We start from the raw sequence: 26,094 nt of genomic DNA on the forward strand, positions 1-26,094 counted from the left end.
TCATTTGACATATCGGGAAGGCTGTGTGATGTTAAACTCATAAGCTCCAAAATCTAGAAAAGTTTTTCACTACGGGCGATGACATCCAAACGGTAAAACTTACCACGGGATATAACCGCGAGTTTTCTTCCGTGTCTAAAACAATTTTACTACCGCCTTCCATAATGATAAAACCTATCAATTTGATAAAACGTTTTGTGTTAAAAAATAACTACTAGATAAAATTTAAAACAATAAGTTGCTTATATTTAGTTACTTATGATTTTGTTGTCTAAAAAAAACCGACTGGGTACAGGTTTGGAATAACCAGGTTTGAATAACAACCAACATTTAAACCATGATTTCCCAGTCAGAAGGCATTCAGTTAATAGAAACAGAATTTCCTCAGTTAACACGCCTGTATAAAAGAAGCGCACTGAGCAGTGACATTTACAAATCCATCCAGCGGTTGCTTGAGCCCGTATCCTACAATGAAATTACAAAGGAGAAGAAATTCTGGCAGGGCTGTAAAAGTTGTGTGAACTACCAGACCCTGTTAAGCAAGGATTGTAAAAACTGTTTTTGTACCGCTATGCTTTTTTATACGCCGGATCAGGAAGAGCCTGATGATGAGGAAAATGAGTGTGAAACGGAACATCAACATTAACCGGCGATGAAAATTTATCAAAGACATCTCAGAAACCTTAAAATTCTGAACCTGCTTTCTCTGGTGGTAATTTTGATGACGATTTTTTATACCTGGTACACACTTCGGTTATTTCCAAATGATCTGTTTGTAACAAAGAGTCTTTTTAGCACAGATTTAAGGGAGATTAGCAAAAGTATGATCTGGAAAGACATCCGTCTGATGGTGACTTCTTACTTTCTTTTTTCTGTGGTCACTATTTTTATGGAACTGACACCTTTCAGATACAGTTCCGGATTTCATAAAGCGCAGTTTGTGGCCATTGTCAATTTGTGTATTTCAGCCGTTTTTGCATACACGATAATCAGGACAGTAAATCTGGCAATGTAGTAATGAGCTTTGCAAAGCATCCGGGCGAATCCTTCATTCACTTTTTACATTTTTTCGCAATACAACAACTTCTTTCATTTCAGGATGATTTACACTGCCGAGATCAGGAAAGGTCGACTTGGGAAATCTGCTGGCTTTGGGTGTTTCGGCACAATCTAAAAAAGTGCTGGGAACCCTGGTGATTCAAACGCTTGGAATCAGCGGAGAAGGTGTCACGGGCTCCATTCCTTTACCCAGTGAGATCAACCAGACCTCGGTTCAAAATGCGATTCAGTCGCTTGGTGCCATCAGGGCGAGTATTTACTCGGGTAAACCTTCAATCAATCCCCGTGTCGTGGCGGTTTACAATAACCTCGGAGGTGGTGAAAAAACCGTCAACAGTTTTATATCACAGCTGCTGGCAAAACCAATAAATTTGATTGATAAATAACCTGAAAGCTGCGCTTTTTTGAAGATCCGTCAATTTGGAAACAACATAACCCGATTTGGAAACAGTGTTTTATGGCGGTTTTTGGAATTTTGCATGATCAAATTAACGCAACAGATCATGCAAAAAACAATTTTTATAACAGGTGCGTCTGCAGGTTTGGGAAAAGCCACCGCCAGATTATTTCAGTCAAAAGGCTGGAATGTATTTGCCACCATGCGCAATCCTGAAAAAGAAACAGAACTGAATCAACTGAAAAACGTTACGATTTTACCGCTTGACGTTACAGATACTGAGCAAATCAAAATTACTGTTGCAAAAGCAATTTCATTATCCGTTGACGTGGTATTTAACAACGCAGGTTATGGACTGATGGGAGCCATGGAAGCCTTCACCGATGAACAGATTTTGAAACAGGTCAATACCAATCTTTTAGGTGTTTTGCGGGTTACGCAGGCATTTATTCCTTATTTTAGAGAACGGAAAAGCGGCTTGTTTATCAGCACAACTTCCATGGGCGGATTTTTGGCATTTCCTTTGCATTCCATTTACCATGCTACCAAATTTGCTGTCGAAGGCTGGTCAGAAGGTATGTCATTTGAATTGGGATTACATAACATCGGAATCAAAACCATTGCACCCGGTGGCATTGCAACTGAATTTCTGGGCAGGTCGCTCGACAGAAATTTTCACCCGGAATATGCGGGATTAGAAGAAAAATTATTCTCGCTAACCGATTCTATGATGGACGCCGCTGCCAGTGCGGAACAAGTTGCAGAAGTAGTTTACGAAGCAGCAACAGATGGGAAAGACCAGATTCGTTACGTTGCCGGAGAAGATTCAAAAGCGCTGTTTGCAAGACGTCTGGAAATCGGCTCCGAGGAGTTCCGGAAGGAAATCAGGCAGCAGATTCTGAGCTAGCCTTACATACCAGGCAGCTGTCAACAGCAGCTGTCTGTTTAAAACTTTAAAAAAGTTGAAATGAATATTATTAATTCAATATCCGAATTCCATCGTCTGGTTTCCTTACCGGAACCTTTGCATCCGCTGATAAGCATAGCCCGCGTGGCAGATATGCGCTTTAAGGATGATCGGGTTTGGGAGCAGTTTTCGCTGAACTTTTACTGTGTATCGCTGAAAAGAGACGTTTTAGGCAAAGTGAAATATGGCCAGCAGTACTACGACTATGATAAGGGATTAATGACTTTTATTGCTCCCAAACAAATTCAGTCGCTTAGTGCGCCTCATGCAGAAATACTTGGTCCGCAATCGGGAACGGGTTATGCGCTGTTATTTCATCCGGATTTTCTTTACAAACATCCCCTTGCAGCAGCAATAAAAAATTACGGTTTTTTTTCCTACGCTGTAAATGAAGCCCTGCATCTTTCAGAAAAGGAAGAGAAAAACATTTTTGAAATTTTTGAAAAAATTGATGAGGAATGCCAGCATATCGACCGGCACACACAGGAAATTGTTTTGTCACAACTCGATCTGTTATTAAATTACAGTAACCGTTTTTATGAGCGGCAATTCATTACCAGAAAAGCTGTAAATCACGATTTGCTTACCAAAATGGAAAAAGTGCTAAGCGAATTGTTTGAGAATGAACAAACGCCTGATCGCAAACTCCCTTCAGTTGAACTCCTTGCAGAGAAACTCAATTTATCACCTCATTATCTGAGTGATATGTTACGCTCGCTTACCGGGCAAAGCGCCCAGCAGCACATTCAGGAAAAGCTGATTGATAAAGCGAAAGAATACCTTGCCGTTACAAACCTGTCTGTTTCTGAGATTGCGTATCAACTTGGTTTTGAATACCCTCAGTCTTTCAACAAACTGTTTAAAAAGAAAACCAACTTCTCGCCTTTGGAATTCAGGCAGACGTTTAATTAGAGAAAAGGAGGTGGTTTTTGTAAAGTCAGAGAATTGGGTTAGCCTTACGACTACTTAACCACCGTTGCTTCAAGTTCAACTTTTAATGTTTCAAAAAGACTTTTTACTTCCATTAGCATGGTTGCCTGCCTGATACCGTGTTTGGCAATCCATTCCTGAAAAACAGGAAAGTGTGGCCAAAGTTCTTCCGTCGAAGTGGTGTAGATATTCAACCTGACAATTCCTTTGCATTCAAATCCGGCTTCATCAATCACCGTTTCCAGGTTTTTCAGAGCCTGAACCATCTGGGATTTCATGTCTTCATTGCTTGATATTCCATCGGCACTTATGGCTGTCTGACCGGAAACATACAATGTGCTTTCAACATTTTTTACCTCAACAGCCTGTACATAGCTGCGTTCATCCTGCCATTTCCAGGGATTGATGATTCTCTTTTCCATTCTGCTTTGCGTTTATGCCCTTTCAGGCCATTGTTGAAAATTATACTGCAAAGTTCAGGATAAGCTGGAAATTGAAATCTTGACAAACCTCAAGATTTTGGTGTGAGGTTTGTCACATTATGAAGAAAATCTGCTCAGAGTTTCGCGCGAAACGCCCAGATAGGCAGCTAAGAGGCTTTTGGGTACACGCTGAACAAGCGAAGGATATTGTGTAAGGAGCTGTTCATAACGTTCTCTGGAACTGGACGTTAACGAAGAAATGATACGTCTCTACGCGCTGAGGAAACCTAAATTTGCCTTTTCAAGCAAAAAACGCTCCATTTTTTGAAAGTCGTTACGAAGCTTTTTGTAGTTTTCGTAAGAGATGCAGAATACTTCTGTATCTTCCAGGCATTCCAGCGACATGGTTGCATTGGTCTGGGTATAGAAGGCGTAAAAATCGCTTTCCCACCAATCTTCCATTGCAAAAGAAACGATATGCTGTTTCCCTGAATCTTCTGTAAAAACAAGCTTTGTAAGTCCGGAAACGATAAAGTAGTGATACTTCACAGGTTCGCCTGGCTGGATAAGAAACTGGTGTTTTTTAAATTTTCTGGCAGAAAAATGAGAAAGCACAAACGCAAACTCATCATCACTAAGCGGTATTATTTTTTCGATATGTTCCTTAAGTTTCTGGTGCATATACGAGGTTTGGTCTGCGGGAGTTTTGATATTTAAGATAGCAAGGTATAGTTTTGAACTGGTGCGGACCACGTTTGAAATTAATTTCCGGCACGCCTCAATAAATTTACACCTATATAAAAAGGCATTACAAAAGGAATAGCAGGAATCATAAATGGATAAAATGGAAAACCGTTGTTTGTGACTTTTTCAGGATAAAAACCGTAAAGAGAGACTAAAATAAAAGCCAGTAAACTTATTACAATGTATATCCGGGAAGCGTTATTTTTTAACCATCCTGCCGATTTCAATGATGCAACAAAAGCAGCCGTTGCAAGATAAGCGAGGGAGACTTCAACAATTGATATTAGCAGGAAAAGTTTTTGAACCGGCTTATGCCATTCAGGTAATTTATTTAGTGAAACGGCTTCTTTCGTTTTAAATGTTTCAAGCAGAAAGCTATGCCAATAACCCATATCCAAAATAAAAAAGGTCATTGCAATAGCAATTGCAGTAAACCCAATGATAGAAAAAATTCGCCCGCTGGTATCTTTGATGCCGTCTCTTAAAACTGCAAAACCAAATGTGAGTAACACGCCGCCTGTTATAAGAAAAGCATATCTTACCTGTTGTTCAAATGCATTTGATACCCATTCCGCATAAGTTTCGGGAGGAGAACCCATTCCTGCAAAAATGGAAAAGAATATCCATGGCGCAACCAATAAAAATCCGCTTACCGCCAAATACTGCTTCTCATTGTTGGTATTCGTAAAGCTGCGGGCACCAAGTATCCATGAAGCCGCCATCATCAGGAAGGCACTTGTGAGCCATATCGGCAGGTAGGTTTGATAACTCACATTGTTTAAGGTAAAGCCAAGCACGGCAGTTACAATGGGTATCATGGACAGGTAAGCCTGACTTATGTTTCGATAAAGTTTTTGATTGTGCATCGGATGGTATTTCGTTTTATCAGCTAGAGGCGCCCTTATGCGCTAATACTTCCCGCATCCCATCTTCATAGCTTGTTGGTGTAAAAGAGAACTTTTTACAGAACTTGTCACTATTGAAAAAATAATCCTGTGTATTCTGATACTGCATCTCTACGAGCTCCTTTAATGTTTTTATGAAAATGCCTAAAAAAGACAATACAAAGGGACTGAGCAACATGTAGGAATTTTTCTTATTCAACATTCCGGTGGCTTTTTCTATAAATTGTCTTCCGGTCAGTCGCTCGGCTGATGTCGGCAAGTGCCAAACCTGACCATACGCGCTATCTGTGTTTCCCAGCAATGCGGTAGCTTTGGCAGCGTCCGGCACGTAGGTGAAAGAGTGGATTTTATCGACATCTGACTGCCAATTCGCCTTTTTTCCTTTTACCAGGTTATCCAGGACCAATATGTTGAGAATGCCGTTTTTTGCACCGGGACCGTAAAAATCCGCGCTGCGGGCAATAAGTGCTTTCAGGTTTTTATTCCTGATGGCGTCATTAATTAATTCTACCACCTGCAACCTTACTTTTCCTTTTTTAGACGGAGGGTTGATTGGACTTTCTTCCGTCATATTAGGAATCGCATCTTTATCATACATGTAGACGTTATCGAAAAAGACAAGTTTGCAGTTGTATTTGAGGCATCCCTCGATCACATTCCGCACTATAACCGGCCATTGTTCCTGCCAAATTCTGAAATCGTATTTTAGTCCGACGGTAAGATAAACGACATCCGATCCTTCTATGGCTTTCAATACGTCTTCCCTTTTCGACAAATCCAGTGCCATCAATTCATCATCGGCGTTTATGCGCTGGGGATTACGCGATACTAACCGGATTTTTGATGTAAATTGTTTTAATTCCTTTGCCAGTAAACTTGATATATCGCCTCCGGCACCTAATATAGTTTGCATAAATATAAAGTTTAGTTCTTAAAGAGAAATCGCATGTTTTTCTACACCATTTTCCTTTGACAAGAATTGGCGTAAGGCTCCATTCAGAACAAAATATAACTCGTTAGCTACTTTTCCTTCACGTAGTAAAACAGTGTTTTTTTTATATTTCTTTTCGTGAAAAAGGAAAGGCGCAACTTCCGGTGAGATGTTGGTGAATTCCTTTATAGACTTAAAAAACAAAGCGTTCATCCGGTAAAATTAGCAATATATTATCGTAATTATCTTTGAACGGTTGCCAGTAAATCATGGGGATAACCTAATGAAACGGCACTTAATTGAGTGAGTTGATCGATATGTTCGGGACTTAATTCAATCAGTCCTGCTTTTAAGCCATCATTGATATGATCGACGGTGCGTGATCCGACAATTGGAAAAGCACCTTTTGACAAAACCCATGCAAAAGCTACCTGGCCGGGCGTAACATCAAGTTCCGCTGCAATCACAAAAAGTTGATCGATAATTGCTTTTACAGTCTCATTTTCCTGGTATTCAGTATTGGAGCCCAATGTGATACGGCCGGTTTCTCCTTTGCGGTATTTACCTGTCAGTAAGCCACCAGCTAGTGGCGAATACATCATTGTGCCTAAACCAAATTGCGCAGCCATTGGAATAAGTTCACGGTCTGCTGTACGATTTAATAAGTTGTATTCAATTTGGATGGCGGTTAACGGTGTTGAACTTGCAATGACGGCAGCTTTCCAGGCTGGAAAGTTTGTTAAACCAGTATACAGAACTTTTCCGCAATTAACCAAATCTTCCAATCCTCTTACAATTTCCTCAATTGGCGTTACACCGTCATCATAGTGCGGCATGTAAATGTCAATATAATCCGTTTTTAACCGTTTCAGGCTGGATTCTACCGCTTGTCGCATTGCTTTGCGGTGATTCCCGAAATTACTGATCGCGGGATTAGCTTCACTGCTTTGTGTATATTTGGTGCAAATAATAAAATTACTGCGTTGATGTTCAATAAACTCGCCTACAATTTCTTCGGATTCACCAAACTGATACCGGTCGGATATATCTATGAAATTTCCACCGGCATCTGCATATGCAGTTAATATCTGCATGGCATCTTCGGGATTTGTTCCATAACCCTTTCGCGTTCCAAAACTGGCTGCACCTAATATGATTTCACTGGCATATAAACCAGTCTTCGTTCCAAATAACTTATACTTCATAATGGTCTCTTTTTTGGTACAAAATTGATTGCACAGATTGTAACATACAAGTACGGCTAAATTTATCTATGCCAAAAAAAGGCTCGTATCGCGTATATTTGTAGATAAAATTATCTGTGATGTACGAAAAAAAGATACCGGTTTTATTGGACTGCGGGCTTCACCTGTTTATGGAAGTGATGAATGGAAAATGGAAAGCTAACCTGATCTGGAACATTTACTCAGGAATTAAGCGCCCGGGAGAATTACAGCGAAAAATACCTAAGGCCACAAGAAGAGTACTGGATACTCAACTGCGACAGTTGACAGAACATGGCATACTGTCCAAAATTGTTTTTAATGAACTTCCGTTAAAAGTGGAGTATGAGCTTACAGCCTTAGGAGAAACCTTGATTCCCGCTATTACTTTCATAGCGCAATGGGGAGAAGACCACCGCTTTGAATTAGAAGAAACGATAAAAGTGGAGATCAGCCCGGTGGTTCTTGTGTAAGATAAGGTTGCCAAAAGCAAGAGCATAATTTTCACTCTCAATTAAACGATTGCCTAAACTCCAGTGGTAAAAGTTTGGTTTTTGTCCTGAATAATTTACTAAATGATTGCGGATATTCGAAACCGAGTTCATAAGCAACTTCACTGACAGACAAGTAACGGGAACTTTTCCTTTGCTTAGTTCAATCATTACATTTTGTCTGTCTTTTTATTCCACCTCTAAAACCGTACTGTCCTCCATAATTTCTTCCCTGCGGTTTCCGCCAATGATCCTTTCTCTGTGCTGCTGACCAAAAGCCCTGAGTGCTTCGATCAAATCATCCAGGCATTTACTATATTCGGTCAGTTCGTAAATGACCGAGACCGGCACCGTATCGAATACCTTTCGCGTAACAAACTCATTTTGCTCCAATTCCCTGAGTTCTTTGGAAAGTACCTTTGGGGTAATGTCTTTGAGTTCTCTTTGTATTTCTTTAAACCGTTTTGGTCCGTGAATCAGCGACACGATCAGCGGTATTTTCCACTTTCCGTTTAATACATACAATGCATCACGTACTGCTGTAATATTCTGATTACAAACTTCAGTTGAGATTTTTGCTCTTTCCATAATGCTCTCGTTTACATGTCACTATACAAAAGGATACCGGTATCCTTTTGTATACTAGTATCTTTTTCATATCAAAGATAGATAAATTTGTATTGTCATATTAAAAACAGCAACAAAATTCAATATATCTACGGCGCTCAAAATAGAATTGATTAGGGGTAAATGATTGTTAATCAGCTGATTGTGATAATAATAATAAAGGTTTTAACAAGTAATTCTTTTCGTTAATAAATAAGTAGTTCACATAATTTTTTTACAAATGTCAAATACAATCTGGAATGTAGATGCACTTCATTCGGAAGTTCTGTTTAAAGTAAAACACCTCGTTATTTCAACTGTAACCGGTTCATTTAAGTCTTTCAGCGGGTTGGCAGCAACTGACGGCGACCAGTTTGAAAATGCTCAGATCGATTTTACCATCGATGTAAACAGCATTGATACCGGCCAGCCAGGACGTGATGAGCATCTTCGTAACGCTGATTTTTTTGAAGCAGAAACTTATCCTGAGTTCAAGTTCAGCTCGACTTCATTTAAAAAGACTTCGGGAGATTTATACAAGCTGGTTGGAAACCTGACTATCAAGGGAATCACAAAAGAGGTAGAATTGGTAGCCGAATATGGCGGAACTGAAAAGGATAACTATGGCAATATCAAAGTAGGTTTTGAAGTGACGGGCACCATCGACCGCAAGGACTTTAATGTTACCTTTAATGCACTTACCGAAACAGGCGGTTTGGCTTTGGGTGAAAATATCAAGATTATCGCAAATATTCAGCTTGCGAAACAAGTGTAATAGTTACCGTTTTATCCGAAACAGACAATTTGTTTCTGGTTTATTAAGTCAACAAAATCAAATTGCTTTGTGCACGGCCGCTCACGGTCAATGGAAAAGTTTCAAAGGAATGAATTATGGAAATAGGAATTGATAGTTTTGCTTCGGCAATGCTTAATAACGTAAGCGGAACGCCACTCAGCAGCGTCGATGCAATGAGCGAATTGCTTGACAGAATTGAATTTGCAGACCAGTCGGGACTGGATGTTTTTGGGATTGGCGAGCATCATAAAAAAGAGTTTCTTGATTCGGCACCAGCGATAATTCTGGCTGCTGCTGCTTCACGCACAAAAAAAATCAAGTTAGCCAGTGCCGTGACTGTGTTGAGCGCTGCTGATCCTGTCCGCGTTTTTCAGGAATTTGCTACCCTGGATCTTATTTCAAAAGGCCGTGCCGAAATGGTTGTGGGCCGCGGCTCGTCTGTTGATGCTTTCCCGCTTTTCGGTTTTAATTTGCAGGATTATGATCAGCTTTTTGTAGAAAAACTGCAACTGCTTCTTTCCATCCGGGAAAACGAATCCATTACCTGGTCGGGTAAATTCCGTGCAGCACTTAAAAACCAGCCGGTATATCCCAGACCATTACAGAAAAAATTGCCGGTCTGGCTTGGAGTGGGAGGTACGCCCGAATCATTTGTGCGGGCAGGTGCGCTTGGACTGCCTTTAATGGTGGCCGTTATCGGAGGGGAAACGCATCGTTTCAAACCACTGGTTGACCTCTACAGACAAGCCGGCGCCAAGGCTGGTTTTTCCCCCGAGCAGTTAAAGGTAGGGCTGCATTCCTTTGGGTATGTTGCTGATACAACGCAGCAAGCTATCGATGATTATTATCCGGGCCATGCTGAAATCATGACGAGAGTAGGCAGGGAGCGGGGCTGGGCACCGGTAACCCGCGCAGGTTTTGATGCACAAATGGGTTATACCGGCGCGTATGTCATTGGTGATCCTGTGCAAGTTGCTGAAAAGATCTTACGCCATAGTGAAGCACTGGGCGGCATTTCAAGATTTACTTTTCAAATGGACAACGCTGGGTTGTCACATGAGCAGCTGCTTAAATGCATTGAGCTGATTGGTAAAAAAGTCATTCCGCTTGTAAACGCCAGGATTTCTAATTGAATTTTTATGGAATATAGTGGAACAGGAGCTTCGATACGGAGCTCCTGTTTTGTACAATTAACTTTTCCATCGCACGCCTTTAAATCAGCTGATATACCCCAAGAAAATTGATCAGCTCCATGGTATCAGCCATATCAAGTTTTCGAAGCATGTTTTGTCGGTGGGTGTTTATTGTATGACCACTTAGAAACAGCTTTTTCGCAATTTCTTCACTTGTAAATTTCTGCCCTATTAGTTTTGCTATTTCAACTTCTCTGGTACTAAGGCTTTCAAGCTTACGTGTATTTAAACCGGTACAATCCACCTCGTAAATCAGATCTTTTATTCCGTCCGTTAACCGAAGATGCTGCCTGCCTTCACGTTTCATGTTAGTAATGTCGGAAACCAGGGCAAGTAAAAAAAGGATATTACCATTAGCGTCCCGCTTTAAGGCAACGCCTTCCTGAATAATCCGTCTAAAGCTTCCATCCGGCTGTACCATCAGAAAGTCGAACATGCCCTTAAAAGTTACCAGCATTTCGTTAGAGAGGTCAGCCACATATTTACCCATTAATTCAGACATCTTTTGCAGTCCTAAATAATCCGACGGCGGAAGTTTTGAAACAAAATAAGCGACTCCTTCACGGAGAATAACTTCCTTTTTTAAACCGCAAACTTGCTCAATATCTCCGAAAGAACAGGTGTAACGCATGGTCCGCAAATCGATAATTGCCAGGGAAGACTTTCGGAGAAACAGTGTTTCGTTCAGCAACGGATTTTCGCTAAGCAATCCCTGGATATCAGATATTTCCGATTCGAGTATGTCCGATTTCCAGATTTTTCGAAATGAAGTTAGATCAAAATTGTAGTGTTCTGAATGATTCATTTTAAACGTTGAGGGAGTTGGTGGTGTAAATTACTGAATGATCAGTATTGTAGGTATGGTTTATTGAAAAGAAATTTGCTGAAAGAATAAAATCATGGTTATATCCAAATTATGTTTGTCTGCTGTGATATTAAATGTTCTTTTCAGGAAATAAGCTGTAAATAAATACAACAGTACATTAAAAAATACCCCGAAGTAGGTATTGCAGCTCCTGAGCTGTAAGTGCAACTTTGCACACAGCGAAAAGCATGCTGATTGGTTTGTAAAAAATTACCTTAGTATGCTGTTTTACGTAAGCCCCCCTACTCAACATATGAAAAAAATACTACTTCTGTTATCTCTTCAGTTTCTATTGATTTTTGTTGGCTGTAAAAATGAAATCGATGTTCAGTTATCAGGACCGCTTCCCGAGGCTGGGCAGGTGGGCGGAAGGATCATTTTACCTGCAAATACAAAACTGGATACCACAGGTTTGGAGGTTCTTACAGCAGTCGGCAGTGTAACGCCTGTAAATGCACGTTACGCGATTGATACAACCGGAAAAACATCCACTACGCTTTTAATGAATAAAGCCGGTGACGTTGTGCTCATGGGCTACAACTATCCGGGGCAAAGCGAGAATAATATTTCAACAGAATCAACAGCTTTAGCACTGCTGATGAATACGTTAACGCTAAGATCTTTATCGGAATCCGGTAAGCTTGAAGTGGTTAGAAGGATAAAAGCGGATTCTAATTATAAGACACTTGTAAATGAAATATCAGGTTCTCTGTCAGCCGGCAAAGCAGTCACAGATACGACCAATAAGAAGCTGATTAGCGCAATTTCTTCTCTGTTTAATAGCAGTACAAATTTACGGGTTTCCGCTACCACCAGTTACAGTAAACCGGTAGAGATTAAAACAGCCAATACAACTATCCTGCTCCAGAACAGCAATGTAGCTCATACTTATGTGGCTGGGTTATATAAAGGGGGGAATCCTGTTGGCGGAAAATATGTGATTGGCGGACGTACAATTTTTGCAACGAGCTTATCAGAAGCTGCGGCTGGTGTTTTTGGCGATGGATATGGCATTCCTTCGCCGGTTCTGATAACGTTAGAAGGGGATGGGAAATATCAGCTCCGAATACGTTCAGGTAAACCCGGTACTGATGATGGCAGTGACGAAAGCAGAATGGCCAGAGCCCGGAATGTCTACGGTTTTATGGCTAAAATTCTAAACGAAATAATGCCACTTGGGAAGGATTGCGGCGAAGCATTTGCCAAAGGAGTTCCTAGATTGCTATCCACAATAGTTGATAAAAAGGAAGCAGCTTTAAACTCAGCGGGTTCATCGGCTGTGTTTGCATCTATTGCACTTGACATAACTGGCGAAGCTTTGACAAATGCAGAGGAGCTATTGGAAAGTTGTAGTGGTGATCTTGACATGTTTACATACCTAAAAGGAATAGGCAGAACATTTACACTGATCGGATATGCGACCAAGTTTATGACCGGTGCGAATATCACAGCCCATACTAATGATTTATTTCAGGCAAGATCGTCTATCGATACATGTTTTCAGGTGAAAGGATTAAAAATGTACAAGTGCGGGGAAGACCTCAATTATCTGATCCAGATTGTGAGCGGTAACACGCAAAAAGGTGAATTTGGGAAGTCATTAATCAGTTCTTTGGTCGTGAAGGTAACAGACAAAGCCGGTAAGGTCATTGAAAAGGCAGATGTAACCTGGACTATTAATACCGGCGAGGGTTCGCTAAGTGCAGAGAAATCCGTTACCAATGCGCAGGGATTAGCTGAAGTAAAATGGACTTTGGGTACGAAGGCTGCCACTCAGCAGGTAACAGCTTCTGTCAATGAAGACGAAGAAATAAAAACCGTTGCATTTAGTGCGACAGCCATTCCCGGCATTCCGACAAAAGTAGAAATCGTAAGTGGCAACAACCAGGCGGCCGCAGCAGGAAAAGCACTATCCAACCCATTGGTTATAAAAGTGACTGACCAGTACGGTCACCCGGTTCCTAAAGTGGAAGTGGACTGGCAAATTAAATCCGGCGGAGGTTCATTTATGTATTCAAACAGGCTTACCGGTGAAGAAGGTACTGCCAGTGCAAACTGGATTTTAGGACAGTCCGGTACACAGACGGTAGATGTTGTGGTGAAGAACAAGGATGCGAATTATGTAGCGGGGGCGCCATTGCGGTTCGAGGCTAAAATTGGTGATGGAACTTTGGCAAAGTTGATTTTGGGGACGTGGCGTGAGGTTAGAAGTTATGGGCTGGAGGGTAATAAGCCTTATGAAAATATCAACGACGGCCGCAACCAATATTACTATATATTTAATAATGACGGAACCGTAGTCAGCAAGGATTTTGAAGAAGAAAAATGGTATACACGCAATTACTTGTATCAAATTGATGAGAATAAAAAAACACTCTTTACAATGGACCCGACAGATCCTGAGCGCGACGACGACGGAGGATACTTCGATGATAATATAATAATTCTGAATGAGCATAAAATGCTACTTTTTAATGAAGGAATATATGAAGGAGTCAGGTATTCTTCTTATTTCGAACTTGAAAGAATTGCCAAAATTCCAAATCTAAGAATAGTTAATAGTGCTAATCAACGGGTCGCGCCTTCTGCAAATTCAGAAATACGCTCAAAAAGATCACCTCTTTATCAAAGAGGAAAATAGCAAAACTTTTCGCTCTTACATCACAGTCAAATATGAAAAAACGATATACAATTATTTTATTCCTCCTCACCACCCTCACTACCCAAGCCCAGGAAACCCTTTACTGGGCCAACGGAAGCAGTTTTCCTTTCAAACTGGTGGAGGCAACTGAAAGCATCGTAAAGGTGGGAGAGATGAAGGGTGACCGGATCGTGAAACGGAGCGTGCCAAAAGAAAATGTCCTCGTTGCGTTTAATGCAAAGGGTAATTATTTACTGGTTTCAGATTTAAGTGCTGATCCTGCACAGGCTTCTTTGCAAATACAAAACTTTTATGCATCTCACGGTCCGCAAAATGATCTTTTGCTGCAAGCCAATCCGCTTAAAGTGATTGAATGTACGATCAGTTATAAAAGCGAAAATGTGGTTAACTACATCACACCTCAGGGAGTCACCGGCTCAATCAACCGAAATGAACTGGCACTGATCATATTTAAAAGCGGCGATCATGAATTTGTACTTTCTCCGGCTGATGCAGCACCTGTTCTGAAAGATGCAAGTGCCCAGGTTCAAAAGGCAATTAGCCAGCCGGCTAAAAAAACCGCTGCAACTGAAATCCGTGCTGCCGTCATAAAAACTCCGGCGACTGCTGTACTGGAACCTTCACACACCGTTGAAAAACCGGCGGAGGTTGTCGCGTCGGCAATCCCTCAAAAAAATGGTTTGTCAAAAGAAGAGCTTGGTACGTATAGCCAAAAAGGTATCAAAAAAGTGGACGAGTTTGTCCAGTATCTTAATATCATCAGCGATAAAAGTATTGATCCGGACAAAAAAGATGAAGCCATTGAACAGGCACTCAAGCTTTTTCTTGCAGATGCAACGATTGAGGTCTCTTCGGCTAACAGACAGGGGAAAAGGAAGTATCCGGTTAAGGACTATCTGACCAGACTTAAATTGCTACCCTATGGATCTACCAACATTTCCTGGAATGAGGTCAATTATGTCAACGATCTTACACAGGCCAGTGACGGCAATTATTACGGAACGATCACTGGTTCTCAGACATTTACCGGGTATGGTGCAAACAGCCAGGATGTTATGTACAGTGATGTTACCCGGAAAAGTGTGAAAGTTAAGCTGCAATCCTACAAAAAATCCGTAGAAGGACAGCAAACCACCAATTGGGATATTTTACTTGGTAATGTAGGGATCAGCGTAAATCAATAGAAATGCCACGTGCCGTTTTTTGCCTGTTCTGTATGCTGTGTTTGTCTGCTTTTTGTAAGGCGCAATGTCTTAAAATATACGGGCGCATTACGGATGCTTATTCAGGAAAACGGGTTTCAGGTGCCACGATCCTATTTAAAACAAAAGAGAAACAGCAAGTTTTATTTGAAACAAAAATGAATGGTCTGTACCAGATATCGCTGCCTTGTGATGCGCAATCCGTGGTGATTGAAGCAAAGGGATACCGGAGCCAGAAACTTCCTTTTAATATTATTGAAAGGCTTGAAAACGCAAGTTTTTATGCTCCGCTTTTGCTTGTGGCAACCGATAAACAAATAAGTGATCAACCCTATTTTCAAACAGATCAGCATCATGTAACGCTTAACGAAAATAATACGGGGAAACAAGGTTCAACGGTTCGTGTATTTGAGATCGTGGACGCATTGACAGGAAAGCGCGTTGCTGCTGAATTATGTTTGTTTTATACAAAAACGGGTGCCAGGGATTGTCAGCAAATGGCATCCGGAGGTGCCGGTTATGAAACCACTTTCCGCGAGGCGGACATTGTTGCCATTGAGGTAAAATCTGCGGGTTATCAAAGCTATTTTGGTAACCTGATCATGGATCAACTAGACAGTAAAAAAAGCACTTATCAGATACGGCTAAGCAGGAGTACAAATCTGCTGTCCGTTTTTATAAATGCAGATTCAAAATCTATCAAATGTCAGCTGACCGGCGATAAACCTGTTGAGCTCTCGTCTTCCGACGGCGTTCATTTTTTCGCCGATATTTTACCTCGAAAAAGTTACACCCTACAAATAAATGATAAAACCGGGAAGACACTGGCAGCAAAAACATTCTCTTCAAAAGAGGGAATCAACTTCTACGCACTGAACGTTAATGCCCCCGCAGGAAAATTGGCCAAACCTATTAAAAGACCTTTAATCATGCAACCCGGTGCATTTGATACAGTTAAAAGAGTTCTTTATTTCAAACAAAGTGATTACCATCTCAGTGATGAAAATAAGCTTCGGCTGGATAGTATTGCTGCCTGGCTTAGCTCAGATCCCACTCATTTTCTTAGAATTACCGGACATACGGATAACACCGGACCGGCAAATTTGAATCATATACTTTCTGAATACCGGGCAAGAGTGGCATATCACTATCTGGAAGAGAAAGGCGCTGCCAGAGGACAAATGAAATACACGGGCGCTGGCAGTAACAGCCCTAACGCGGCAAACGACATTGAGACCAATAAAATCAAAAACCGGAGGGTTGAAATTCAGCTTATGAAAAATCTTTAAGATTATTATTACCAACAGTTATCATCAAAACCCCTTTACCAGCAATATGAGAAATTTTTATTTGATCTGTTTTTTGTTTGGCATTTTCCGCATTTGTTATGCCCAGGACAAGACAGACCGTATCTACCAGTTAGATCAGTCGGATTTCTCGGCAATGGTGGATGAAATAGGTGAAACAGAAATCATCTATTTTTTGCCTGGCGACTTAGTTAGAAAACAGCCTAAAAACATACTAAAATCAAAAGTATGGAAGATTGTGTACGCAAACGGAGAAACTGAAACGTTCAATTCTCCAGCTGAATTGGTGCTGGATAAAATTAATCTGAGCAATGGCAAAACCCTGGAAGCCATAATATCAGAAGTGACATTAAAATCGGTGAGTTATAAATTTGCGGGTGAAGGTATTGTTCGTGAAATTGACAGAAATGAGGTTCATAAAATTATCTACGCAGACGGTCATCAGGAAATTTTAAACGAACCCAAAGTCATAAAAGCCGAAAAGCAAAAAGGGGATAAGTCAGTAAAGGTAAAAGAAGATGTGCCTGAAAAAGAAGCAGAAATAGCTTCCAAAGGGAAATCCAAAAACAAAAAGAACACAGATGAGGAAAATACCGGAACTGAGCCTGCCGCCAAAGTAAAACAGGAGTCTGCTGAGGCCACTGAGCCGGTCAGGTCCAATGAAATCATCATCAAAATTCAAAATGACTTTGATTCTAAAAACGCTGCCGCAAAACCGGAAGGTCGCAAATATAAAAATTATGTCGGCGTCAGATTTGGTGGTTTGGCGACAGGGTTTTATGAAGATAAAATTGCAAAGCCGGAAACACCTTTATACAACTGGGAAGCCGGACTGGGATTTAGTCTCGCCAATAGTAAACACTACAATGCCCGTCTGGAATTGGTTTATGCCAATAAAGGGGCTGTCGAAAAATTTACTGACGATGGGCTGACAATTACCAGCCGTAATAAACTCACCTATTTTCAGGGAAACCTGCTTCCGCTCATATTAAAAACAGGGGCAAGAAAACTTAATCCGGTGATAGGCGCAGGAGGTTACTATTCCTACTTATTCAAAAAATCTTCTCAGTATTCGTTAGACGGTGAGAATTTCGAAGACGATGAAGATACGTCAGCGCTTTTTGAAAGTAAATATGATTACGGATTGTGTGCCATGCTGGGTTTTTATTCAGGACACAAACCACTGCTTGAATTCAAATATGAATATGGATTAGGCGAGCTGATGAAAGACCTGAAAATCAAAAATCATGGACTGAGCGTGTCGCTGTTTCTTAGCTTTTAAAAACCTGTCATTTATAAATACGATCATATGCGTCACTTTTTACTTTTTTTATCGATGGTTATGACCTTTACGGCCAAGGGGCAAACCCGTTCCGATCTAATTTACAAAACTGATAATAGTAATTTTGCAGCTGTTGTGGATGAAATTGGTGATGCTGAAATTTTATATTATCTGCCGGCTGATGCTGCGAAGCGAACGCTGTTACACATCAGTCGTAAACAAGTTTGGAAGATCATTTACAGCAACGGTGAAATTGAAATGATTACGGAACCGTCCGCTGCTTCACCTGCTGTTTCAGTTGCAGCGGCTTCGGAAGCAGACCGCATTTTTCTTAAAAACAAAACAATGCTGACCGGCTGGGTGACAAAAGTATCCGGCCAGAAGATAGAATACCGCAAGGATGATTCGGGGCCGGTGTACGAATTGCTGCGTAAAGATCTGGCCAAAATAGAGTATGGAAATGGAAATGTTGAAGAGTTTGACGGCAAAGTTACGCGTGCTTCGACACCTGAGAAATCTGAACCCGTTAAAAAGGAAGAAGAATTAGAAAAGAAGAAAGACAGGTTATCGGGAAAGTTTTCTGTAACGGCCGGACCGGAAGCAGGTTATTATCTTGGAACCAAAGCCTGGACAGATGAGCAGGATGGACTTGGTTTTTTAACTTCACTGGGAGGCAGTTTACGATTTAATTACAAATTAAATAAACCTGTAAGCATCTACTTTACCACCGGCTACAACGGTGCATCGGTTGAGAAAAATTATCTGGAAGGAGATGTCGAAGCGTACAAAGAAACGTACAGCCTGGACGGAGCACATGCAGGGATAGGCGTAAAATATTTTTTGAAAGAATCGATATACATTCTTGGCGAAGGCCGGGCGAATTTCCTAAAAGTGAAAGTGACCTACTCCGGGGACGGCGAAGAGGATAAGTACGATGTTTCAGCGATGTGTCCATCCTTTTCCGCAGGCATAGGTTTTACCAAAAAGGTTTCACGTATTGTGGTAGAGGCTGACATACATTACCGGTTTACTCAAAGCGCATTTGATGATTTAACTGATCCCATTCATTCTGTGGGAGCAAGATTAGCGGTAGGTTTGGCCGATATCTTCAAAAAATAATCGCTGTATACTCGATGACGCAAATGCCCTATAATTGATCAGTACTAACTTTAAGATGAATACATTATCTACAAATTGCAAAAGCAAAGCCTTTTATTCTATTTTTTTGATAATACTTTATGGGTTTTTTCTCCCTGAGGTCTTTTCGCAGGATTCACTCAGTGTGCGCGAAGGTCAGGAAATCCAACTTCTGGCACGCCGAAAAGTAGAAAAAGGACTCAATGATTTACTTAACACCATTTCATTTGAGGACCTGGGCGATTTTGAGCGCAAGGCACTCAGAACAGATAGTTATGGTAATTCGGTTAACAAGGTATTTTATAATGATAAAGTAATTATTGAAGATGATATCAATCCGGAGCATATTTCCGGCAAAACAGGTACGGATCTGCCCATCGACAGATATCTCAGTGACTTTGAGCTTTTTTATCCAAAAAGTGTGGACAGGACTATTCTGTTTACAGATTTTGACGTGTCCGCTTTAAAAAAATCGGAATACTATTATGTCAAGGTTTATTTTAAATCACAATTTAATTCCCGGCATAATCAGATAAAAATTCCCTACGGGCAAGTCAGACGTGTGGCTGAGGTACGGGCCGAAAAAAAAGGTAAAAAATGGCTTACCTATATCATGAGGGTCGCCTTCGTAACAGAAATTGATTCGGCTAAAAGCCCGCTGAACGATGTGTTGTTAACTTCCGATTCAATTGCTGTAAACGGCGGGAAGCAGATCGCGGAAGTGATTAGTGAAGCTGAGAACCTCAGAAACAAAGAACGTGAAACCGAACGAAAGGCGCTGGAAGAGTACAACAGCTGGCTAACGACCGGTGACAAAGCCTTTGCTTCCAGGGATTACGACAAAGCCCTGGAAGCCTACACGGAAGCAGAAAAAAGAAATGATTTTGATGATTTACTGCCCCGCAGGAAGATTTATCAGGTAAAAAGAGCTTTCGAAAAAGAGAAACAAACCCAGGTGGAACTATTAAGGGAATATCTGGCGAAAGGCTCTATTGCTCAGAAGAAAAGAAATTACACGGAAGCTGTTGGATACTATAAAAAGGCGTTTGAGCTGAAACCCGATTCCCTGGCTCTGGGTGCTACAATTAAACAGCTAAATCAGAAATCGAGTGTAAAAACGGAACTTGATGAAAAGTATAATTCCGGTAAATATGCAGAAGTCATTAAAGATTATTCGAAAATTCTAAGGAAGGAAAAAAGTAATTCGGATTATTATCTGGGAAGAGGGCTTGCCTACGTAATGACCAACGAGTCCGACCGGGCTTTAAAAGATTTTACTCAGTCGATAGAATTAGATTTTTCAAACCTGGCCGCGCTCAAAGCCAGAGCTGAATTGTTTGCCACCAAAAAGGACTATCCCAAAGCGGCTGCCGACCTGACAAGCTATCTGAACATTGACGACAGTGCGGATGACGTTTTTGCAAGACGTGCCAAATACCGGATACTGACACGCAATACTGCCGGTGCTTTTGAGGACTATAACAAGGCTGTTGAGCTCTCTCCCAAATATCCAGGACACTACTTCAGCAGAGGAATATTGTTTTTTCAAACAGAGAATTATCCCAATGCAGTGACCGATTTTTCAAATGGTTTAAAGCTTGATAACAAACATAGTGAGTCTTATTACAACCGCGGATTGGCTTACGTCAAACTTAGCCAGCCTGAGCAGGCGGGCCAGGACTTTGCGCAACTGAGAAAGCTGGGTATCAATGCAGATCAGCAACAGCAAATCGGTCTGATCGTCAACCATTATTTTGAGAAGGCTTTTAAAAGTTTGGCAGACAAAAAATATGAGAACGCAATAAAAGAGTTCGATGAGACAATCTTCATCAAACCGGATATTTCGGAAGCCTGGTATCATCGGGGCCAATCTTTCACTGCGCTCAGCGATACGCTTGCCGCACTGGAATCATATGACAGAGCCATCAGCTTTCGCCCGGATTACAGCCAGGCTTTTTTTGAGAGGGCGCAATTGTGGTTTGGTTTGGGGAAGTTTGAAAAAGCTGCCGCTGATTACCGCAAATCTTACGAGATCAATCCTCTGAATTATTTGGCTAATGCAGGAGAAGCACATGCCTATTACGAACAAAAATGGTTTGATAAAGCCATTGTTTCCTATCAGTTTATTAAAATAAATGAAAAAAAAATTGGGAAATCATTTTCTGACAGCGTTTTCGCAAATATCTATAATCAGTTAGGAGTATCCCTCTTTCTAACCGGACAAACTGCCAAAGCAATAGAGGAATTTGACAGGGCGATTGCGAGAAATGAAAATTTCTCGGATGCTTATTGCAACAGAGGAAAGGCTTATGAAAAGGAAAACAGCCTCAGGCGGGCGGTGGCTGATTTTAAAAAGTCGGCGGGCCTCGACGGGAAGACTCCAATTAAATATCAGTTTTTAGGAAATGCACAGTACAAAGAAGAAAACTTTGAAGATGCAATTTTATCTTTTTCAGAAGCCATCAAGCTTGATGCTGATAATCGTTGCTGTATGGCGGTTTCTAAGTTAAAACGCGGCGATTGTTATTATGCCCTGAAACAATACCGGCAGGCCACCGACGATTATGAATCAGCTTTTGCAATCGACTCTGTTACACATATACCGGATGCGTTTTATAACACAGGAATTGCATTTTTGTATCAGAGGCAAACGGATCGATCCATTAAATTTTTATCCCGGATAACGGCAAAGGATCTGGTGAAAGGGCAGGCTTACTATGGTTTAGCCTGCGCTTATGTTCAGCAAAAAAAGCCTGAGCAGGCACTGGCCTGGTTTGAAAAATCCTTCCAAACCGGAACAATCAGCCGGGCCTACATTCGTAAGGATAAGCTTCTTGAAAGTGTCGACAAAGCGTTTGCAAATTCCTCAGCTTTCAAAGAATTGGTGAATAAGAATGTGATTAAATGATTACTTAAAAATGTCTTTTTCCCCTTCTTTTTTCAACGATATGAAAGGTTTGATACTACAAAAATTACCGCTGTTACTATTTGTTTTTTTTATTGGCTTACAGGCATTTGCTCAATCCGGCGATGTAACTTATCGCCCGGCACAATCATCTTCACTGATCGATGTCACAATGAAACATGAAAGATTTTTTAATAAGTGGTTTGATAGCCAGAACGTGGGCGTCGTTATCAGCAACCGTACGAATGACAAGCTCTTTGTAAAACTTCGATTCTCAGCTCACCTGACTTGTGGGAAATCCAGAAGTCAAAGTATAGGAGCAATTGCCGGAGACGGAATTTTATTAATGCCGCAGGAAACGATCGGCCAAAACGGATATTCCGAAATTAAGTATACCTCGCTTAATGCGGCATTTGGCGTTCCCACAGATTGCCGCCCTGCACAAAACAGCAAAGAGACAAATATTTCCATATTAAGTTCCGTTGACTACCAGCTGATCAGTATTGAAAATTATAGTGACAGAGACCGGAAAGTCGCTGTTGAACAAACAAGAAAGAAACAGGAACAAGATCAAATAACGAAATTGCAGGAAGAAAATGAATCCTATCAGAATGGTACGCAATTCTTGATTGATCAGTTACCTGCGAACGAAAAGCCTCCGTTTCAGGCCCGCCTTTCCGTCATTGAAAGAATGAGTACGCAAAGTCAAAAAAACGAATACGATAAATTACAAAAGGAATTATCGGGAAAAAGCCGGCAGCTGCAGGCAAACAGGACGGCGCAGCGGGCACAGCAATCCAGCCTGCAAGGGAATACAGATGGTTATAAGTCTGTAAGTTCTGGTAATTCGTCTGTTCGAACCGGTTCATCGGGCCCGGTTCCTTCACTGACATCTAATCGCAGAATTGGCTCTGCTGCGGGCGTTGCAACACCCGGTGGTTTAGACCGTTCGGCATTACCGGTTTTAGCCATGGACAAAGAGGGTAATCACTATGTGAAAGATGTGAATAATGATTACCATCAGGTAACAGCTCAACAATATCAGGCCATAAAGCAGCAGACAGCAAATTCAAATGCGGCGGCAAATGCAGCTGCCAAAAAAGCCGCAGCGGATGCAGCTCTGGCAGAGTTGGAACGAAATCGTGTAGCAGCTGAAATGAAGAATCAGCAGCAGAAAGAAGAGTTAAATCGAATAGTTGGTGGACTCACCACCATGGCGACCGATATTATCAATAACGAAAGGGCCCTTCGTGAACAGAGAGAGGAGAATAACCGAAGAAGTGCGGAGGAAAAAGCGGTTTTAGATAAAGCCAATAATGAAAAAGGTGATCTAATACTGAAATTCTATCTGAGCGATGCGAATTACGGAAACGAAGAGGCTATTGCGAAAGTATCTGAGGCATATCAGTTGAAGAACTTGGAGGAAGTCAGAATCAAGTTCCTGCTTGAAACGGCCAATAACAAAAATAGTTTTGTGGCAACCACACTGCTGCTGAATCATTACAGTGATATAATGAAAAAGCAAAAAGCGATTGCAAAGGGCAACCGCAGTTCTGGTATTGGCAACGCAATATGGACAGCCGTATTTGCAGGTGGTGTGGTAGCCAGTTCACACTACGCCGGAGTGGCATACGATGAGGGATTTAAGGAAACGGAAAACTTGTTGACCGGAGCACTAATATTCTCTGTGGGCTTTGGCCTTTTCACCTGCTACAAAAGCATCGAAGGTTTCGCAAGATCAAACTACCGCCGGTTCGATGATTATGGAGCTGCAAAAAACATGTATGACCAACTTGAAAAACGGCGAAACCCATCCTTATCCTTCGCCCCCGATTTTAATCTACGTAACAAAAGTTTAGGGCTGGCAGCCAGGCTACGTTTTTAATAAAAAACTCTTCTTAAAATAATAAGGTAATGATATTTTCAACATTTGGTAAAAAAAGATCGTCTGTATATCTGCTGCTTATTCTACTGTTAGCCAGCTGTGAAACAGAAACAGAAAAAGGGCTGGATCAGTATTATCCCTATCGTTCTGTAACCGTACTCAAGTTGTCTGATGTGCCGAAAACGGATTACTTTATTGGTCTGGACAGGATCGACATTCCTCTACTGGCAACTGCATTTAATGCCGCCGGGGAGGAAGTGGAAGTTTCGGATGAAGTGATTTATTTTACTGTAAACGATGAAAGGCTGGATGATAATTCTTTCACTACTCAAGCCGAAGGAACCTATCAGCTTGTAGCTCATTTGGGTAAAATCGCGAGTGATACAATTACAGTCCGGGCACTAGATCCTTCGAAATTATCCCTGCACATCTCCGCGGATGCAAGCCAGCAGTCCGGTTTTGTTGCAGACGGTAAAGCAAGCCTCGACTTTCAGGTAAAGCTTTTTCACAACGGAGTAGCCGTGCCGCTTTCCTCCCAGTTTATTTTGTATTGTAATAACGAGGTGATAGGTAATCGCCCGTTTACGACTCGCCGTGCAGGAGAATATAAATTTAAAGCAAGCGGAGCAAATCTGGTAAGTAATGAAATCGTTATAGAAGCTCCCAGTCCGGTAAAAACACTCAGACTTTCAAAAGAAAATAATGACTTAAACTTTTTTGGTTATAATATTTCTGAAACCGGTTTGGTGTTGGAAGGACTCGACGGAAACGGCCAGTCCGTGGCACTTAGCGAGGAGATCAAATTATATAAGGATGACATTGAAATTGATAAAAATACAAAATTTAAGACTAACGACCTGGGTCGGGTTACGTTTAGAGCAAAGGGTTACAAAAATGAAAGTAACGAAATAAGCATCGATGTAAAGAGTCCTGTTAAAAGCCTTAAACTGGCTTATTCCAGAGTCGGCAATATTTTCTGGGCAGATGGGGTTTCGGAAATTTCATTGTCATTACAGGCTTTTGATTTCAATGGCCAATCCATTGCGCCTACTCCGGATGTGAAACTTTTTTTCGGATCTCAGGTGATTGATTACACCAAAAGATTTACCACAACTCAGAGTGGGGATTTGAAATTCAAAGCGAAAGGATTTAATTCTGAAAGCGAGGAAATTACGGTTACGGCAGTTGCACCGGCAAATTATAAAGTGGTGCGAATTCCCGTCATTTTTCATGAAGTTAATACTACTGCACTTACAGAAGCAAAAATTAACGAGATTATCAGCGGAGTCAGCAAAGCTTTCAGAAACCAGTGGAATTCAACAGGTGGTCCAAAAGATCCGAATTCATCTGATTTGTTTATTGAGGTATATGCAGCCGAACGGGATCCGTCCGGAAATTTGCTGGCTATAAAAGGCCTGAACCGGGTGAAGTCTCAAAAACAGACTTTTAAGGTCGATAATTCAAAGAGCCTCAATGAAGCTGTTGAAGATGCCTGGGCATATTACTGGAACCCGGAGCAGTACTTTAACATATGGGTTTATCCGAATATGGAAGGCGATTTTTACGGAGCGAGCTGGGCTTATTTTCCGTTTGTCACCCAACATTTGCAGGGAGTTGGAGTCCTGTCTAAAGGCCGAGATATACATTACACGTATGGAGCTTTTCTCAATGCCAGGCATTTGGGGCCGGGTGACGGAGTGCAGGTGACGGCACATGAAATGGGTCATGCACTGGGTTTATCTCACGTTTTTGATGGAGACCTTTCGACTCACAACGGATGTTCAAAAGGAGATCCGGATTATTGTCAGGATACCAAATACTATGACCGGGGTGCTTATGAACAAAACATTGTAACAGCCAGCCGATACAACCGCACCAGTTGCGACGGAGAAACTTATGTGGCAACAAACTTTATGGATTACTTTTATAGCCATGATAATTCATTTACGTTCGATCAGCGCAGCAGAGTCAGGCATGTGATCAACTATGCATTATGGTTACCCACACCGTTTAACGGCTTTAACAACGGAAGGAAAACAAGTAACGGATATATGAAAAAACCTGCTGACTTTAAATACACCAAGCCTGTTTCATGTATAATTCCTGTTGATTAAGGCTTAGCTAGGAGGCTATCCTCAAAGTTCAGTTGATCAATTTTGCCAGGAAGCTAAAGCTTAGCAGGCGT

The 26,094-nt window shown here is 41.3% G+C and carries 24 protein-coding genes and 1 pseudogene; 16 read left to right on the plus strand and 9 right to left on the minus strand.

What is annotated here, in order from left to right:
- Positions 1-337 precede the first annotated feature (337 nt).
- From E0F88_RS33940 to E0F88_RS04035, 5 genes are all read left to right on the plus strand, one after another.
- Positions 338-646 carry a hypothetical protein gene (locus tag E0F88_RS33940; protein WP_181956075.1) on the plus strand — a complete coding sequence of 103 codons (309 nt, stop codon included), beginning with the start codon at positions 338-340 and terminating at the stop codon, positions 644-646.
- Positions 647-652: 6 nt separating this feature from the next.
- Positions 653-1,015, plus strand: a complete 363-nt coding sequence (locus tag E0F88_RS04020; RefSeq protein WP_131956841.1) for a hypothetical protein — start codon at positions 653-655, stop codon at positions 1,013-1,015.
- 118 nt (positions 1,016-1,133) lie between these two features.
- A complete protein-coding gene (locus E0F88_RS04025) occupies positions 1,134-1,445 on the plus strand; it encodes a hypothetical protein (RefSeq protein WP_181956076.1) in 312 nt (103 codons plus the stop codon).
- 117 nt (positions 1,446-1,562) lie between these two features.
- On the plus strand, positions 1,563-2,363 hold the full coding sequence (locus E0F88_RS04030) for an SDR family oxidoreductase (RefSeq protein ID WP_131956842.1): 801 nt from the start codon (positions 1,563-1,565) through the stop codon (positions 2,361-2,363).
- Between the two features lie 60 nt (positions 2,364-2,423).
- Positions 2,424-3,335 carry a helix-turn-helix domain-containing protein gene (locus tag E0F88_RS04035; RefSeq protein WP_131956843.1) on the plus strand — a complete coding sequence of 304 codons (912 nt, stop codon included), beginning with the start codon at positions 2,424-2,426 and terminating at the stop codon, positions 3,333-3,335.
- 50 nt (positions 3,336-3,385) lie between these two features.
- Here the strand turns inward: E0F88_RS04035 and E0F88_RS04040 are convergent, their stop codons facing one another.
- From E0F88_RS04040 to E0F88_RS04065, 6 genes are all read right to left on the minus strand, one after another.
- A complete protein-coding gene (locus tag E0F88_RS04040) occupies positions 3,386-3,775 on the minus strand; it encodes a RidA family protein (protein WP_131956844.1) in 390 nt (129 codons plus the stop codon).
- 270 nt (positions 3,776-4,045) lie between these two features.
- Complete coding sequence (locus tag E0F88_RS04045; RefSeq protein WP_229213672.1) at positions 4,046-4,456, minus strand: Crp/Fnr family transcriptional regulator; 411 nt, start codon at positions 4,454-4,456, stop codon at positions 4,046-4,048.
- Between the two features lie 80 nt (positions 4,457-4,536).
- On the minus strand, positions 4,537-5,385 hold the full coding sequence (locus E0F88_RS04050; RefSeq protein ID WP_131956845.1) for a hypothetical protein: 849 nt from the start codon (positions 5,383-5,385) through the stop codon (positions 4,537-4,539).
- A 19-nt stretch (positions 5,386-5,404) separates the two neighbouring features.
- A complete protein-coding gene (locus E0F88_RS04055; protein ID WP_131956846.1) occupies positions 5,405-6,337 on the minus strand; it encodes an NAD-dependent epimerase/dehydratase family protein in 933 nt (310 codons plus the stop codon).
- Between the two features lie 18 nt (positions 6,338-6,355).
- On the minus strand, positions 6,356-6,568 hold the full coding sequence (locus E0F88_RS04060) for a cyclic nucleotide-binding domain-containing protein (protein ID WP_131956847.1): 213 nt from the start codon (positions 6,566-6,568) through the stop codon (positions 6,356-6,358).
- A gap of 29 nt (positions 6,569-6,597) precedes the next feature.
- A complete protein-coding gene (locus E0F88_RS04065) occupies positions 6,598-7,560 on the minus strand; it encodes an aldo/keto reductase (RefSeq protein WP_131956848.1) in 963 nt (320 codons plus the stop codon).
- Positions 7,561-7,679: 119 nt separating this feature from the next.
- On the opposite strand from E0F88_RS04065, the gene E0F88_RS04070 reads away from it, so the two are divergent.
- Entirely contained in the window at positions 7,680-8,051 is a 372-nt protein-coding gene (locus E0F88_RS04070; RefSeq protein ID WP_131956849.1) for a winged helix-turn-helix transcriptional regulator, read from the plus strand.
- Positions 8,052-8,088: 37 nt separating this feature from the next.
- Here E0F88_RS04070 and E0F88_RS34205 read toward each other — a convergent pair.
- Together E0F88_RS34205 and E0F88_RS04080 are read right to left on the minus strand one after the other, a co-directional pair.
- Positions 8,089-8,211: pseudogene (locus E0F88_RS34205) on the minus strand (helix-turn-helix domain-containing protein); the annotation flags it as partial.
- 47 nt (positions 8,212-8,258) lie between these two features.
- The gene (locus E0F88_RS04080; RefSeq protein ID WP_131956851.1) at positions 8,259-8,657 is read right to left on the minus strand and encodes a winged helix-turn-helix transcriptional regulator; all 399 of its coding nucleotides are present in this window, start codon (positions 8,655-8,657) and stop codon (positions 8,259-8,261) included.
- A 259-nt stretch (positions 8,658-8,916) separates the two neighbouring features.
- On the opposite strand from E0F88_RS04080, the gene E0F88_RS04085 reads away from it, so the two are divergent.
- Together E0F88_RS04085 and E0F88_RS04090 are read left to right on the plus strand one after the other, a co-directional pair.
- Complete coding sequence (locus tag E0F88_RS04085; protein ID WP_131956852.1) at positions 8,917-9,450, plus strand: YceI family protein; 534 nt, start codon at positions 8,917-8,919, stop codon at positions 9,448-9,450.
- A 116-nt stretch (positions 9,451-9,566) separates the two neighbouring features.
- A complete protein-coding gene (locus tag E0F88_RS04090) occupies positions 9,567-10,604 on the plus strand; it encodes an LLM class flavin-dependent oxidoreductase (RefSeq protein WP_131956853.1) in 1,038 nt (345 codons plus the stop codon).
- A 79-nt stretch (positions 10,605-10,683) separates the two neighbouring features.
- Here E0F88_RS04090 and E0F88_RS04095 read toward each other — a convergent pair whose 3' ends face one another.
- Positions 10,684-11,469 (minus strand): helix-turn-helix transcriptional regulator, encoded by a 786-nt coding sequence (locus tag E0F88_RS04095; protein WP_131956854.1) that lies wholly within the window; start codon positions 11,467-11,469, stop codon positions 10,684-10,686.
- Between the two features lie 313 nt (positions 11,470-11,782).
- Between E0F88_RS04095 and E0F88_RS04100 the strand changes: the two genes are divergently transcribed.
- The 8 genes from E0F88_RS04100 (at position 11,783) to E0F88_RS04135 (ending at position 26,023) form a co-directional block, all read left to right on the plus strand.
- Entirely contained in the window at positions 11,783-14,170 is a 2,388-nt protein-coding gene (locus E0F88_RS04100; protein WP_165939987.1) for an Ig-like domain-containing protein, read from the plus strand.
- 32 nt (positions 14,171-14,202) lie between these two features.
- Positions 14,203-15,375, plus strand: coding sequence for a hypothetical protein (locus tag E0F88_RS04105; protein WP_131956856.1), 1,173 nt, complete (start codon positions 14,203-14,205; stop codon positions 15,373-15,375).
- A gap of 2 nt (positions 15,376-15,377) precedes the next feature.
- Positions 15,378-16,682, plus strand: a complete 1,305-nt coding sequence (locus E0F88_RS04110; RefSeq protein ID WP_131956857.1) for an OmpA family protein — start codon at positions 15,378-15,380, stop codon at positions 16,680-16,682.
- A gap of 46 nt (positions 16,683-16,728) precedes the next feature.
- Positions 16,729-17,982: an outer membrane beta-barrel protein gene (locus E0F88_RS04115; protein ID WP_131956858.1), complete on the plus strand. Its 1,254-nt coding sequence runs from the start codon at positions 16,729-16,731 to the stop codon at positions 17,980-17,982.
- 27 nt (positions 17,983-18,009) lie between these two features.
- Positions 18,010-19,101 (plus strand): outer membrane protein, encoded by a 1,092-nt coding sequence (locus E0F88_RS04120; RefSeq protein ID WP_131956859.1) that lies wholly within the window; start codon positions 18,010-18,012, stop codon positions 19,099-19,101.
- Positions 19,102-19,207: 106 nt separating this feature from the next.
- Positions 19,208-22,027 (plus strand): tetratricopeptide repeat protein, encoded by a 2,820-nt coding sequence (locus E0F88_RS04125; protein ID WP_165939988.1) that lies wholly within the window; start codon positions 19,208-19,210, stop codon positions 22,025-22,027.
- Positions 22,028-22,037: 10 nt separating this feature from the next.
- Positions 22,038-23,909, plus strand: a complete 1,872-nt coding sequence (locus tag E0F88_RS04130) for a hypothetical protein (RefSeq protein WP_131956861.1) — start codon at positions 22,038-22,040, stop codon at positions 23,907-23,909.
- A gap of 29 nt (positions 23,910-23,938) precedes the next feature.
- Positions 23,939-26,023, plus strand: a complete 2,085-nt coding sequence (locus E0F88_RS04135) for a M43 family zinc metalloprotease (protein WP_131956862.1) — start codon at positions 23,939-23,941, stop codon at positions 26,021-26,023.
- The last annotated feature ends 71 nt before the right edge of the window (positions 26,024-26,094 follow it).

Origin of the sequence: Dyadobacter psychrotolerans (assembly GCF_004349265.1) — a bacterium.
Taxonomy (GTDB): Bacteria; Bacteroidota; Bacteroidia; order Cytophagales; family Spirosomataceae; genus Dyadobacter; species Dyadobacter psychrotolerans.

Coding starts and splice junctions, on each gene's coding strand:
- E0F88_RS33940 (WP_181956075.1), top strand. CDS start 338: ATGATTTCCCAGTCAGAAGGCATTCAGTTAATAGAAACAGAATTTCCT.
- E0F88_RS04020 (WP_131956841.1), top strand. CDS start 653: ATGAAAATTTATCAAAGACATCTCAGAAACCTTAAAATTCTGAACCTG.
- E0F88_RS04030 (WP_131956842.1), top strand. CDS start 1,563: ATGCAAAAAACAATTTTTATAACAGGTGCGTCTGCAGGTTTGGGAAAA.
- E0F88_RS04035 (WP_131956843.1), top strand. CDS start 2,424: ATGAATATTATTAATTCAATATCCGAATTCCATCGTCTGGTTTCCTTA.
- E0F88_RS04040 (WP_131956844.1), bottom strand. CDS start 3,775: ATGGAAAAGAGAATCATCAATCCCTGGAAATGGCAGGATGAACGCAGC.
- E0F88_RS04045 (WP_229213672.1), bottom strand. CDS start 4,456: ATGCACCAGAAACTTAAGGAACATATCGAAAAAATAATACCGCTTAGT.
- E0F88_RS04050 (WP_131956845.1), bottom strand. CDS start 5,385: ATGCACAATCAAAAACTTTATCGAAACATAAGTCAGGCTTACCTGTCC.
- E0F88_RS04055 (WP_131956846.1), bottom strand. CDS start 6,337: ATGCAAACTATATTAGGTGCCGGAGGCGATATATCAAGTTTACTGGCA.
- E0F88_RS04060 (WP_131956847.1), bottom strand. CDS start 6,568: ATGAACGCTTTGTTTTTTAAGTCTATAAAGGAATTCACCAACATCTCA.
- E0F88_RS04065 (WP_131956848.1), bottom strand. CDS start 7,560: ATGAAGTATAAGTTATTTGGAACGAAGACTGGTTTATATGCCAGTGAA.
- E0F88_RS04070 (WP_131956849.1), top strand. CDS start 7,680: ATGTACGAAAAAAAGATACCGGTTTTATTGGACTGCGGGCTTCACCTG.
- E0F88_RS04080 (WP_131956851.1), bottom strand. CDS start 8,657: ATGGAAAGAGCAAAAATCTCAACTGAAGTTTGTAATCAGAATATTACA.
- E0F88_RS04085 (WP_131956852.1), top strand. CDS start 8,917: ATGTCAAATACAATCTGGAATGTAGATGCACTTCATTCGGAAGTTCTG.
- E0F88_RS04090 (WP_131956853.1), top strand. CDS start 9,567: ATGGAAATAGGAATTGATAGTTTTGCTTCGGCAATGCTTAATAACGTA.
- E0F88_RS04095 (WP_131956854.1), bottom strand. CDS start 11,469: ATGAATCATTCAGAACACTACAATTTTGATCTAACTTCATTTCGAAAA.
- E0F88_RS04100 (WP_165939987.1), top strand. CDS start 11,783: ATGAAAAAAATACTACTTCTGTTATCTCTTCAGTTTCTATTGATTTTT.
- E0F88_RS04105 (WP_131956856.1), top strand. CDS start 14,203: ATGAAAAAACGATATACAATTATTTTATTCCTCCTCACCACCCTCACT.
- E0F88_RS04110 (WP_131956857.1), top strand. CDS start 15,378: ATGCCACGTGCCGTTTTTTGCCTGTTCTGTATGCTGTGTTTGTCTGCT.
- E0F88_RS04115 (WP_131956858.1), top strand. CDS start 16,729: ATGAGAAATTTTTATTTGATCTGTTTTTTGTTTGGCATTTTCCGCATT.
- E0F88_RS04120 (WP_131956859.1), top strand. CDS start 18,010: ATGCGTCACTTTTTACTTTTTTTATCGATGGTTATGACCTTTACGGCC.
- E0F88_RS04130 (WP_131956861.1), top strand. CDS start 22,038: ATGTCTTTTTCCCCTTCTTTTTTCAACGATATGAAAGGTTTGATACTA.
- E0F88_RS04135 (WP_131956862.1), top strand. CDS start 23,939: ATGATATTTTCAACATTTGGTAAAAAAAGATCGTCTGTATATCTGCTG.